9 protein-coding genes are annotated in these 12,206 nt (G+C 51.6%); 2 read left to right on the forward strand and 7 right to left on the reverse strand.

The genetic code is table 11. The annotated features are described in order from the left end of the window. Positions 1–1,041 (forward strand): FAD-dependent oxidoreductase (locus B3P58_RS08320; RefSeq protein WP_286716953.1); only part of this gene is annotated, 1,041 nt, incomplete at its 5' end. 469 nt (positions 1,042–1,510) lie between these two features. Here the strand turns inward: B3P58_RS08320 and B3P58_RS08325 are convergent. The 7 genes from B3P58_RS08325 to B3P58_RS08355 all read right to left on the reverse strand — a co-directional run bounded on the left by B3P58_RS08325 (position 1,511) and on the right by B3P58_RS08355 (position 10,420). Beyond that, positions 1,511–2,380, reverse strand: coding sequence for an SGNH hydrolase domain-containing protein (locus tag B3P58_RS08325; protein WP_286716956.1), 870 nt, complete (start codon positions 2,378–2,380; stop codon positions 1,511–1,513). A 16-nt stretch (positions 2,381–2,396) separates the two neighbouring features. Next, positions 2,397–3,554 carry an acyltransferase gene (locus tag B3P58_RS08330; protein ID WP_349676584.1) on the reverse strand — a complete coding sequence of 386 codons (1,158 nt, stop codon included), beginning with the start codon at positions 3,552–3,554 and terminating at the stop codon, positions 2,397–2,399. Between the two features lie 284 nt (positions 3,555–3,838). Further along, positions 3,839–5,419 carry a glutamine-hydrolyzing GMP synthase gene (gene guaA, locus B3P58_RS08335; RefSeq protein ID WP_286716958.1) on the reverse strand — a complete coding sequence of 527 codons (1,581 nt, stop codon included), beginning with the start codon at positions 5,417–5,419 and terminating at the stop codon, positions 3,839–3,841. Between the two features lie 66 nt (positions 5,420–5,485). Further along, entirely contained in the window at positions 5,486–6,970 is a 1,485-nt protein-coding gene (gene guaB, locus B3P58_RS08340) for an IMP dehydrogenase (RefSeq protein WP_286716961.1), read from the reverse strand. A 53-nt stretch (positions 6,971–7,023) separates the two neighbouring features. After that, positions 7,024–7,938, reverse strand: a complete 915-nt coding sequence (locus B3P58_RS08345; protein ID WP_286716964.1) for an alpha/beta hydrolase — start codon at positions 7,936–7,938, stop codon at positions 7,024–7,026. Next, positions 7,938–9,791: a DUF4105 domain-containing protein gene (locus tag B3P58_RS08350; RefSeq protein ID WP_286716966.1), complete on the reverse strand. Its 1,854-nt coding sequence runs from the start codon at positions 9,789–9,791 to the stop codon at positions 7,938–7,940. The genes B3P58_RS08345 and B3P58_RS08350 overlap by 1 nt, the downstream gene beginning before the upstream one ends. 155 nt (positions 9,792–9,946) lie before the next feature. After that, positions 9,947–10,420: a DUF3015 family protein gene (locus B3P58_RS08355; protein ID WP_145470496.1), complete on the reverse strand. Its 474-nt coding sequence runs from the start codon at positions 10,418–10,420 to the stop codon at positions 9,947–9,949. Positions 10,421–10,595: 175 nt separating this feature from the next. On the opposite strand from B3P58_RS08355, the gene xseA reads away from it, so the two are divergent. Further along, positions 10,596–12,035, forward strand: coding sequence for an exodeoxyribonuclease VII large subunit (xseA, locus tag B3P58_RS08360; RefSeq protein WP_145470494.1), 1,440 nt, complete (start codon positions 10,596–10,598; stop codon positions 12,033–12,035). Positions 12,036–12,206 lie beyond the last annotated feature (171 nt).

Genomic DNA, 12,206 nt, shown 5'->3' on the forward strand with positions numbered 1-12,206 from the left:
CAGGGCCGCGCCGACGAAATCAACACCTGCATCGGCTGTAACCAGGCCTGTCTCGACCAGACCTTCGCCATGAAGATCACCTCCTGTCTGGTCAACCCACGCGCCTGCCACGAGACCGAAATTCCACTGCAGGACACCACCGCCGCCAAACGCATTGCCGTGGTCGGTGCCGGCCCGGCAGGATTGGGCTTCGCCGTTACCGCCGCCCAGTGTGGACACCATGTTGAGCTGTTTGATGCCGGCAGCCAGATCGGCGGCCAGTTCAACATTGCCAAAACCGTACCGGGCAAAGAAGAGTTCTACGAAACCCTGCGCTACTTCGGTAAGCAGATCGAACTGACCGGGGTAAAACTCAACCTCAATACCCGCGTTAGCGCCGAAGAACTGAAAGCCGCAGGCTTCGACGAAGTCGTACTGGCAACCGGTATTGTGCCGCGCACACCACCCGTGCCGGGCATCGACCATCCGAAAGTAATGAGCTATCTCGACGTACTGCGTGACCGTAAGCCCGTCGGCAAAAAAGTCGCGATTATCGGTGCCGGTGGTATTGGTTTTGATGTGGCTGAATTCCTGACCCACGAAGGCGAAAGCGCCAGCCTCAACACCGACAAGTTCAACCAGGAATGGGGCATTGATACCAGCTACGCCACCGCCGGTGGTCTGAAAGCACCCGAAGTGGAAATGCCGCAGCGCGAGATTTTCCTGCTGCAACGTAAGCAGAAAAAACTGACCGGGCCGGGCAAAACCACCGGCTGGATTCACCGCGCAGGGCTTGAAGCACGCGACGTAAAACTGATGCCGGGCGTCAGCTACGACCTCATTGATGATCAGGGCCTGCACATCACGATCAATGGTGAAGCCAAGGTGCTGGACGTCGATAACATCGTCATCTGTGCGGGTCAGGAATCTGAGCGCGGTTTATTTAACGAACTGCAGGACAGTGGCCTCAGTGTTCACCTGATTGGTGGTGCCGACGTTGCCGCCGAGCTGGATGCGCGCCGTGCGATTGATCAGGGTGTACGTTTAGCAGCGAAGATCTGATGGGACTCTGCCCGCCCCTTATTCTTTAATAAGGGGCGGTATAGACAAAAAAGCGCGCTTATCAGGAAGTGCTGCAGGTTGTAAATTGACTATATACATAAGGACAATCCAGCCTATCGGGCACACTTTAGCTGCCAATATGAGTATTGCCATCCCTGTTTGGGCTAACACCCACTGAAAGACTAAACAATCACTATTCAGTCCCTCGCAATGCAGTCGGTGATCGCCTTAGTGGAATTCATTAAAGATGCGGATTAATTACAAAAGCACACGGGATCGTCAGCGACCACCACCCAACAATAGAAGCAGTCCACGACAGAAATACCATAAGCCAAGCAACAACAGCTAACCGTGATTTATCGTAATGATAATAAGTGGGGAGTAGCTGCCTTTGCTGATCAACTTCACTTGAAGCGAAAACAAAAGCAGCGACATGGACAACCAGCTTCTGCACAAAGAGGCTAGAAGACTAATTTTCTATCCAACCGTTCTTCAATAAGCTATCTATAACTGAATCAGCTATCAAAGCAGCTCCAAGATAGGACAGATGTCGGCCACCTCCGCTATACAGCGGTCCATAGTTTTCTTTAACATCAAGGCAATGGTCGCTAGCAGAGTCACACATTATATCCGAGGGTCTGATCATCAAAATACTATCAGAATCAAATATTGGATAACGGCTATCATCCTGCGCATTAAGCGCCGAAGGGCTTGATGGATTATAGACATTTGGAAAATCCATGCTAGCCAAGTATTTAACATTATCACCTAACCACTTATTTCCATTTAACCAAGTCGGAGGAATCGTTCCAACAACAACGACTTTATGGCCGGATTCAACCAACCATCGAATACTGTTAAAGTAGCTTTCCCAAACAATAGAGGGATCTACCAAATCACCGTCAGACCGTCTTTTCAATCCATCTCCTATCGGGTCATCAGTACGTCTCTTAGCGGCCAAAAACTGCCCTTCATTCGCTGACACGATGAATATTTTTCGGTCCTTAAAATTTTTTATGATATCTCGACGCAACTCATTCACCACCGAGCACTCAGCCCGGAAGAACCAGAGATCATCACCAACAAATGGGCACTGCTCATAATTAAAGGATATAAAGCCCAGTTTTAAAGGTCTAATCCTATCAACGAAGGCTCGCTCCAGATGCCCAACATAACTATCACCAAGAAATACAATTTTTTCATTACCATACCTGCAAGCATCCTCAGGGTTCCTCATATTACAACCATCAGACAACCCATGAGTCAGGAAAAGCTCACCTTTTTTTCCTTCAGGATGCTTAAGTGCTTTATATTCGTAATACACCATACCTTTCAACATTTCCTGCTCCGGCACACTATATCGCGACCAAAGTCCACCGGAATATATGGAGTAGAACATAAATACAACGATCCCCCCCCCCAACAACACCCAGGATACCAATCAACCTCTTAATTGGCATCGAGAACCGATTACGAAAAGGCTTTTCTATGAAAAAATACGATACAACAGATAATAGAAACGTAGAGAAAATCAGAAGAAGCTTATCATAATTACCCTCAACATTACCTCCCATGCGAGCAAAGGCAAAAATCGGGAAATGCCACAAATATGCTGAATAACTAATTAAACCAACACCAACCAGCGACCGACTGCCTAAAAGTCTTCCGACGCCCACATCGACCGTTGCAAAACCAATAACCAACGCAACGCCAATAATTGGAATAATGGTATAAAAACCCGGATGAGGTGTTTTCCCATCAAAGAAAAGAACCGAAGCAGCTATTAGAAAAACCCCTAAAACAGGCATGAGCAAACCAAGGAAGTAGCTCTTTTCTGTTTTAAAGTACAGCTCCCTGTAAGCAAGAATAGCGCCTACAGCCAACTCCCAAAAACGGCTAAATGGTAGATAGAAGTTCATATCAGGATCTCTTACTTCCATAACCTGTGCGAACATCAGACTAAGAACAGAAAGAAAAACTACAATCCAAAGAAAATACCGCCGAAAGTATCTATATGCAGCAATAGCCAAAAGTGGAAAAAGCAAATAGAACTGTTCCTCAACCCCTAAACTCCAGGTATGCAAAAAGGGTTTCAACAGTGCACTATCAGCCCCATATTCAGTCGCACTTAAGTAAAAAAAGAAATTTGACCCAAAGAATATAGATGTCAACACACTTTTAGAGAATGCGACAAAATCTATTGGCAAAAGCCCATGCCAAGCAAAAGGAATAGATGCCAAAATAACAGCAAAAAGCATAGGAAGAATTCTTCGCGCCCTTCGCTCATAGAAAGTCGAAAAACTAAACGAACCGGAATCCTGCAACTCAGACAATATAATTCTTGTTATTAAATAACCACTAATAACAAAAAATACATCCACCCCTAAGAAACCACCCTCAAACCAATCTTTCCCAAAGAACACCATCTGAGCATGATATAAAATTACAACAACAACAGCTATAGCCCGAAGGCCATCAACCTCAGCCCTATAGGCCAGCTTAGATGAATCAATTTATCTTACGCCCCAATAAATCATCTCGGAATGTAGTAATTCAACCACACATGAGCAAAACAATTATTTTTTTGTACTGCACAAATATATAGACCACTTCTCTATAAATTAAATCACACACAATACAAACCATATAGAAGCAAGCATCCCCTGCTGCATATCACCACATCTAAAAATCTGATTTCAGATTTGAATGAAAGGCATCCCTGCCCTTTACAAGTTTCCATCAAGCCCAACGATTAGAAAACCTCGAAGAGATAGAGAGACATCTATTCAATTCAGTATCACTCCCATTCTATCGTCGCTGGCGGCTTGCTCGACACATCGTACGTCACGCGGGAAACATGCTCGATCTCGTTAATAATACGGTTCGATACTTTTTCCAGCAGCTCGTACGGCAGGTGCGCCCAACGGGCGGTCATAAAGTCGATGGTTTCTACCGCACGCAGAGCGATAACCCACTCGTAACGGCGGGCATCACCCACAACGCCCACGGATTTCTGCGGAATAAATACCGCGAAGGCCTGGGAAGTTTTGTGGTACCAGTCGAAGTTATGCAGCTCTTCAATAAAGATGGCATCGGCTTCACGCAGGATATCGGCGTATTCTTTTTTCACTTCGCCGAGAATACGGACACCCAGACCCGGACCCGGGAAAGGATGACGGTAAACCATATCGTATGGCAGACCCAGTTCCAGACCGATTTTGCGCACTTCGTCTTTAAACAGTTCGCGCAGTGGTTCAACCAGTTCCATCTTCATATCGTCCGGCAGACCGCCAACGTTATGGTGGGATTTAATCACGTGGGCTTTACCGGTTTTGGAAGCCGCTGATTCAATCACGTCCGGATAAATCGTACCCTGGGCGAGGAAGTTTACGTCGGTCAGTTTGGTGGCTTCGGCATCGAATACTTCGATGAATTTACCGCCAATGATCTTACGCTTGGCTTCAGGCTCAGATACGCCTGCCAGTGCATTGAGGAACAGTGCTTCGGCATCGGCACGGATAACACGTACGCCCATGTTTTTGGCGAACATATCCATAACCGCGTCGCCTTCGTTCTTACGCAGCAGGCCGTTATCAACGAACACACAGGTCAGCTGGTCGCCGATGGCTTTGTGCAGCAGCGCGGCAACCACAGAAGAATCGACACCACCGGACAGGCCCAGCAGAACTTTCTGCGTACCAACCTGAGCGCGGACTTTTTCAATCTGATCTTCGATGATTTTTGCTGGTGTCCACAGCGCTTCACAGCCACAGATTTCCAGTACGAAATGTTCAAGCAGACGCTTACCCTGCAGGGTGTGGGTTACTTCCGGGTGGAACTGTACGCCGAAGAAGTTTTTCTCAGCGTGGAACATACCGGCAATCGGGCAGCTTGGCGTTGAGGCCATCAGCTCGAAGCCTTCCGGCATGCGCACCACTTTGTCACCGTGGCTCATCCATACGTCAAGCAGGGCTTTACCGCTGGCGGCGTCGACATGGTCTTTGATGTCGTGCAGCAGACGGCTGTTACCTTCCACCGCAATCTGGGCGTAACCAAATTCGCGGATGGTGGAGCTTTCTACCTTGCCGCCCATCTGTTCTGCCATGGTCTGCATGCCGTAGCAGATACCCAGTACCGGCAGCCCCATATTGAACACGACTTCCGGCGCACGTGGCGAACCTTCTTCGGTAACCGACTCAGGGCCACCGGCCAGGATAATACCGGTTGGGTTGTATTCGCGGATTTCCGCTTCGTCCATATCCCAGGCACGGATTTCAGAGAACACACCAATTTCGCGCACACGACGGGCGATCAGCTGGGTGTACTGTGAACCGAAATCCAGAATCAGGATACGTTGAGCATGAATGTCTTGAGACATAACTAATTCCCGTAAAACGAAAGCGGGGATGCAGTGCATCCCCAGAAAAATCAAAGCCCGCCAGTGTTAACCCAGACGGTAGTTTGGCGCTTCTTTGGTAATCTGCACATCGTGCACGTGGGACTCTTTCATCCCTGCGGCCGTAATGCGCACAAACTGTGGTTTGGTACGCATTTCGTCGATGGTGGCACAACCGGTATAGCCCATGGAGGCACGTACGCCGCCCATCAGCTGATGCACGATATTGGTCAGCGGACCTTTAACGGCGATACGGCCTTCGATACCTTCAGGTACCAGTTTATCGGCACCGGCTTTTTTGTCCTGGAAGTAACGGTCAGAAGAACCCTGCGACTGATCCATGGCGCCCAGCGAGCCCATACCACGGTAAGACTTATAAGCACGGCCCTGGAACAGTTCCACTTCACCCGGTGCCTCGTCGGTACCGGCCAGCATGGAGCCAACCATAATCACGCTGGCACCGGCGGCAATGGCTTTGGCGATATCGCCGGAGAAACGGATACCACCGTCGGCAATCACCGGAATACCGTATTTTTCCATCGCTGCGGCAACGTTAGCCACGGCGGAGATCTGTGGTACACCCACACCAGCAACGATACGGGTAGTACAGATAGAACCCGGGCCGATACCCACTTTCACGCCGTCAACACCGACCTCAGCCAGCGCAATCGCCGCTTCGGCGGTGGCGATGTTACCGCCAATTACCTGCACCTGCGGGTAGTTTTCTTTTACCCAGCGCACACGGTCAATAACACCGGTACCAAAGGCATTGGAGGTGTGGCCGTGGGCAGTGTCCACCACGATCACGTCAACACCGGCTTTTATCAGCGCAGCAACACGCTCGTCGGTACCAGCACCGGTACCCACCGCAGCACCGACCAGCAGACGACCCTGGTCATCTTTGGCAGCGTTCGGGTAAGCACGGGCTTTATCGATGTCTTTTACCGTCATCAGACCGGCCAGTTTGCCTGCGGCATTCAGCACCAGAATTTTTTCGATACGGTTAATATGCAGCAGGTCCTGTACATCCTGGGCACTGGTGCCTTCCTGAACGGTAACCAGCTGATCTTTAGGGGTCATTACGCTGGCGACGGTGGCGTCGAGGTTTTTCTCAAAACGCACGTCACGGCTGGTCACAATACCCACCAGCTCATCGCCATCCACTACCGGCATACCGGAGATGTTGTGCAGCTGAGTCAGCTCCAGCAATTCACGGATGGTGGTGGTGCTTGGTACGGTGATAGGGTCTTTAACCACACCGCTTTCGAATTTTTTAACCTTACGGACTTCCGCGGCCTGTTCTTCGATGGTGAGGTTCTTATGTACGATACCCAGACCGCCTTCCTGTGCAATGGCAATGGCCAGACGGGCTTCGGTTACGGTATCCATGGCGGCGGAGATCAGCGGGATGTTGAGCTGAATGCCACGGGTCAGGCGGGTTTTCAGGGTAACCTGATTGGGCAGAACTTCGGAATAACCGGGAACCAGCAGCACGTCATCAAAGGTGAGTGCATCCTGAGCGATTCGCAACATAAAGTGCCTTCCAGAACGAGGGTATGGGAAAGGCGCAGCATTATAACGAAAGCTCAGGGAGCGGTAAACGCCGGACAGCGTTGAGTTTGCAGGAAACTGAAGGTCGCCTCGCGCAGATCGGCAAAGGCAAAAGAGGCAATATGGCCGCCGCGGCTGTCGAGCCAGCATAGCGCCGGTGCGGCGCTAACCTGTTCTGGGCCCTGTTGCGCACGTTGCGTGCTCATACGGGTATAAATTTCGCGCCCCTGTTTATAGGGAATCACCCGGTCATCCGCGCTGTGCATAATCAGCGTCGGGATCGTAATATCTGCCGCATAATCTTCCGGGTCCCAGTCGGTGGGTACCAGAACGGTAAAGGGCCAGATCAGCCAGCCAATCAGGTTACTGCTCATTGCATGGCGGGCAACCGCACCAAAGCCGGTAAAAGGTGCATCGAGAATCAGCGCCTGAATCTGATACTGCTGTTGCGCACGGGCAACAAAATTAATCGCCAGCGCCGCACCAATACTCTGCCCTAACACCACCAGCTGTTTATCCGGATGCTGCGTGCGCAGCCATTGTGTAGCAGCTTCGATATCCTGCAGCACATCGGGCATCAGTGCCTGCCCTTCAGAGGCACCAAAACCGCGGTAGTCCAGTGCCAGCACGCTGACGCCCTGCTGCGGCAACCAGTAAATACTGCGGCTGTGGCTGCTGATATTTTCGGCATTGCCGTGCAGATACAGCACCATAATACCGCTGTCTTCGCCCTGCGCCGGCAGCCACCAGCTGTGCAGCCGGGTGCCGTCATGGGCGCGGAGGCTAATGTCTTCGTAAGGCAGTGGCACATCGGCAGGGGTCGAGATCCAGACGGTCTGCGGATAGAAAAACAGGCCGGTGGTGGCGGTACAACCGCCCAGCATCAGCACAATAAGCAGCGCCGGTGCCAGACTAATTGGTCTGCGTAATACCCGCACCACCTGTCTCATCAGAAATACCACTGCATACCGGCGGAGACTTCACTGACACCTGCGGTGCCGGCATCAGTGGCAAACAACTGACGTTCAGCTTTTAAGCGTAACTGCAGATTCTGCCCCAGCGCATAACCACCCTCGGCACGCAGGCTGCGGCGTACGGTGTCATCACCGGTATTCAGCGGCTGCCAGTTGGCTTCGACCTGTGCCTGCACCTGCTCGTGCTGCAACAGCCAGCCAACACGCGGGCCGAAGCTGAGCTGGTAGCCATCTTCAAACTGGTTATCCGCCAGCAGCTGGGTTTCTGCCAGACCATACCAGCGCCCAAGCGCCGTCTGGTAAGCCCGGCCAAAGGCCACTTTTAAATAGCCATGCAGCTCGGCCTCAGCACCCAGAAAACGCTCGGCACCGGCGGTTACCGCCCAGGCTACCGGACGCTGAAAATAGGTCTGATGACTGAGCGACAGCACATCCACCACTTTAAAGCGCTGCAGCTTAACGCCTTCATCTTCCCAGACACGCAGATCCCACTGCCCCATCTGAATCTGTGAGCCAGGAACAAAACCGGACGGCAGATCGAGGACGTCGTGATAGGCAATACGCCAGCTCAGATCGCTGTAGGCCTGAGTCTCACCAGATGCACTCACCTGCCCGCCCCAGAGGCCGGCACGGGAAGTGAGATGGCCCTGATCATCACGCACAACAGGCATTGGCACATCGGCAAAATCCGCCGTCGCCGGACGTTTGGCCCGGGCTGACAGTAAGGCCAGGGTGCGTTTACGCAACACCGGATTGGCCTGCTTTTTCTTGATTGCCAGATAACGGGCATAAGCGTGGCTGAGTTCCAGTGCACGCACCTGATCCTGTGCATTTAAACCGGCGATCAGGCTTTCGATATCCTCGTCGCTGTCGACCAGAGCCTGCGCCGCAGCCAGCACGTCGTCATTCACCTGAGTGCTTTTAAATTCCATATCACTGGCAGCTGAAGGACGGTATTCGGTATTTTCCACCAGGTCGTTTTGCCATAACGCGCGGATGGTATCGACCGGCACTGCTTTATAGGTAAAAGCCTCGGCTAAATCGGCGCGTTCTGAACTGGCATCGAGTAATGCCAGCAGACGATAAGAACAGTTTTCGTCAAAGAAAAAATAATCGTAATAGGTATCTTTGGTTTCCCAGATGTGGCGCACAAACTGGTCCACTTCGGCTTTGCTGAAATTCAGCCGGTATTCCCACACATCGCGGTATTCCATGTGCTGATATTCATTGGTTTTTACGTAGTACGGCATCACCGATACCACGCCGGGGTAACCACCACTTAAACCTTTATAACTGAATACCAGTTCGTTATCGGTTGGGTCGGCATTGGCGGCAAAATTAACGCTGTAAGCCAGCAATTTGCTGCGCGAATCATCGGCGCGGTCCATACGCACCAGCGTGTGGCCATACATCGAGGAGGGAGAATTAATATGGGAAGCCGGAAAAATAAGCGTTAAGGCATGGGCGTCGAGTTCGTCGCGCCATTCTTCAAATGCCGGGCAGCGCTGATCGGTAAATGCCACGTCCGGTAATTGTTGTTTTAACCAATGATAACGTGCAGGAAACTGACACTGCGCCGATTCATCATCCGCCTGATTAGTTTGTAAAAAAGCATTCAGGTCGGCTTTTAATTCTGCCGCCGGATCTTCTTTGCCATCGGCAGCCAGAAAAAATTCCGGGCTGTCATTCTGACTCAGATGACGTCCTTTAAGCGGGTGAAGACGATAATGCAGTAAATGCGCCCATTGTGGTTTTTCAGCCAATGCTTGCAATGCGTCATCGTCTGGCAGAGATGTTGCTCCAGCACGCGCTGCGAACGATGCAGCCATTAAAAATCCACAAAGCCCCAGTATCCCTGACCAGCGCATAGCGTTATCTCTCCTTCTTTTTTAATGCATAAAATTCAGACAATAAAAAAGCGCGCCGGGGCGCGCTTTTTTATCAGGGCCTGTTTACTCAGAGTGAACAGTCCCCAATACCGGAATTAACCCAGGTATTTCTGCAGAGCAGCGTCTTGTGCCATTGCAGAAGTCATAGCTTCATAAGCAGTAGCAGAAGTAGCGTCAGCGTTGAACATGCTGTCGAAGTTAGACTGCATGGTGCGGTTGAAAGCAGCAGCGTCCTGAGCTTCAACACCGATTACTTCAGCCAGAGCAGCCAGAGTTTCGCCCTGACCTTTAGCAGCGTCCAGAGCCAGCTGGTCCATGTTGTCTTCCATGAACGCCTGAGCCAGTTTCAGAGGGCCGTTAGCGCCTTCACAACCCAGAGTACCGGAAGTCATACCGAAAGTCTGGTTACCGGAAGTACCGTTGGTGGTAGCAGCCAGTACGTGCTCGTGCCATTCGTTAGCATCTGGGAATACAACAGCTGAGCCCAGACCACAACCAGCGTATGGGTTAGCGGCAAACGCCAGAGTGGAAGAAGAAACCAGAATTGCACCTGCGATAAACTTTTTCATGGGCTATATCCTTGTGTCAGCCTATTTAAAATTTGATTCAGCTTGCGCTGAAGGCGTTAACACTAGCGCGTTATAACCATTCTGTCTATGCCATCAATAAGGATAAAAGTTTAATAGTGAACCCGCGCACATCCTTGATACACAAAAGAAAATCTCTGGCCAATACGGTCTGAGCATGGCAACCTCTGAACACATCTTACAACCGATATCTTTCACTTTTGTGCAAGCCACCAATATTTTCACCGTCAGCCAGCTGAACCAGCGTGCCAAACAATTACTGGAAGTTTCTTTCGCCAATGTCCGTGTTGAAGGAGAAATTTCGAATTTGTCACGTCCGTCTTCCGGCCACTGGTACTTCACCTTAAAAGACAGTGGCGCTCAGGTGCGTTGTGCCATGTTCCGCTCGCGCACCGCCCTGCTGAAATTTATGCCAAAAGAAGGCGATAAAGTTGAGCTGCGCGCAAAAGTCAGCCTGTATGAGAACCGTGGCGACTACCAGCTGATCGTGGATGCGATGAAACCCGCTGGCGAAGGTGCTCTGCTGCTGGCGTTTCAGCAGTTAAAAGATCGTCTGGCCATGGCCGGACTGTTTGATGACAAATACAAACAGCCCATGCCCTCAGTACGCCGGGTTGGCATTATCACCTCCCCGACCGGTGCTGCCATTCATGACATGCTGACGGTCTTCCGCCGTCGCTGCCCGACGATTGAGATTGATATTTACCCGACCCCGGTACAGGGACGTGACGCCACGGCACACATCGTTGCCGCCATTGAGCGTGCCAACCGCGACAATAATGTCGACGTGTTAATCGTTGGCCGCGGAGGTGGTTCCCTCGAAGATCTGTGGTGTTTTAACGAAGAAGCCGTGGCCTGGGCCATTCACCATTCGCGCCTGCCCATTGTCAGCGCGGTTGGCCATGAAGTGGACTTTACCATTGCCGACTTTGTCGCCGATGTCAGAGCACCAACTCCGTCAGCCGCCGCCGAGCTGCTCAGTCCGGATCAGAGCCAGCAGATTCGTCAGATCCAGCTGATCCATCAGCGCCTGCAGCGTGGAATGCAGCGACAGTTGCAGCAGCAACAGCAACGCCTGTTGCGTATTCAGCAACGCCTGCGCGCACCGGGCCGCCTGCTGCAAAACCGTGCGCAACATCTCGACCAGCTGGAGATCCGTCTGCAACGGGCACAGCAACAGGATCTGCAGCAGCGTTATCACCGCCTGCAGAAGCTGCAGCAGGCACTGGTGCATCAACACCCGCAACGCCTGTTGCGTGAACGCCAGCAACAGGTCGCATTACTGGAAAAACAATTTACCCGCCTGATTCAGCAACGGCTGACCCAGCGCCAGCAGCAACTGGCCGCTCAGGCGCATTTGCTGAACAGCCTGAGTCCGTTGAACGTTCTTGGCCGTGGTTACTCTATTACCCAGCAAACCGATGGCCGTGTGGTGCAGCAGGCCAGTGAGATTGCTGCAGGCCAGCGCATCCATAGTCGCTTACACAGCGGCTGGCTGGAGTCGGAGGTGATCGCCGTGCATACCGACAGTGCCGTGCCACAGCCAGAAGGCGCGAAAAAACCGCGCACGCGGAAATCCACTCCAAGGGCCTGTTAACACTAAGTGAATCGGGCCTGCTGAGAGCCAGTTTTTCTCAGAACAAGGAGAGAGGAGTGATATTAGCGGGCTAAATGAATGACGAACGACGACGTTAATGGGGAAAACGGGCCTCAGCCCGAAGGGTTATGGCTAAAAATTCCTCATTCTGCGTTGCTGTTCGTTCGCTTA

The organism is Thalassolituus sp. UBA2009 (genome assembly GCF_002335285.1).
Taxonomy (GTDB): Bacteria; Pseudomonadota; Gammaproteobacteria; order Pseudomonadales; family Oceanobacteraceae; genus Venatoribacter; species Venatoribacter alkanivorans.